Origin of the sequence: Salinibius halmophilus, from assembly GCF_003577475.1 — a bacterium.
In the GTDB taxonomy this organism is placed as follows: Bacteria; Pseudomonadota; Gammaproteobacteria; order Pseudomonadales; family Natronospirillaceae; genus Salinibius; species Salinibius halmophilus.
In genome coordinates this window covers 1-809 of sequence record NZ_QPEP01000029.1, presented here as the reverse complement: position 1 = coordinate 809, position 809 = coordinate 1, and the positions used below count along the sequence as shown (strand labels likewise).

Below are 809 nucleotides of genomic sequence, written 5' to 3'. Positions count from 1 at the left end.
TTCGTTGTTCCAAGCAGTAGTGTCATTGCTACTGATACAAAACGCTTCAGGCGTTATATGGTCAAGCCGCACGGGCAATTAGTATTGGTTAGCTCAACGCCTCACAACGCTTACACATCCAACCTATCAACCTCATCGTCTTTAAGGGCCCTACAGGGAACTCGAAGTTCCAGGGAAATCTTATCTTGAAGGGGGCTTCCCGCTTAGATGCTTTCAGCGGTTATCCTGTCCGAACGTAGCTACCGGGCAATGCGTCTGGCGACACAACCCGAACACCAGGGGTTCGTCCACTCCGGTCCTCTCGTACTAGGAGCAGCTCTTCTCAAATTTCCAACGTCCACGGCAGATAGGGACCGAACTGTCTCACGACGTTCTAAACCCAGCTCGCGTACCACTTTAAATGGCGAACAGCCATACCCTTGGGACCGGCTTCAGCCCCAGGATGTGATGAGCCGACATCGAGGTGCCAAACACCGCCGTCGATGTGAACTCTTGGGCGGTATCAGCCTGTTATCCCCGGAGTACCTTTTATCCGTTGAGCGATGGCCCTTCCATACAGAACCACCGGATCACTATGACCTACTTTCGTACCTGCTCGACGTGTCTGTCTCGCAGTCAAGCTGGCTTGTGCCATTACACTAACCTCCTGATTTCCGACCAGGATTAGCCAACCTTCGTGCTCCTCCGTTACGCTTTGGGAGGAGACCGCCCCAGTCAAACTACCCACCACACAATGTCCTCGATCCCGATTAGGGAACTGAGTTAGAACCTCAAATGTACCAGGGTGGTATTTCAAGGATGGCTCCATG

At 52.7% G+C, this 809-nt stretch carries 1 rRNA gene; it reads right to left on the bottom strand.

Features of this window, described 5'->3' with window-relative positions:
• Positions 1–57: 57 nt before the first annotated feature.
• Positions 58–809 (bottom strand): 23S ribosomal RNA (locus DUW71_RS17485); the annotation flags it as partial.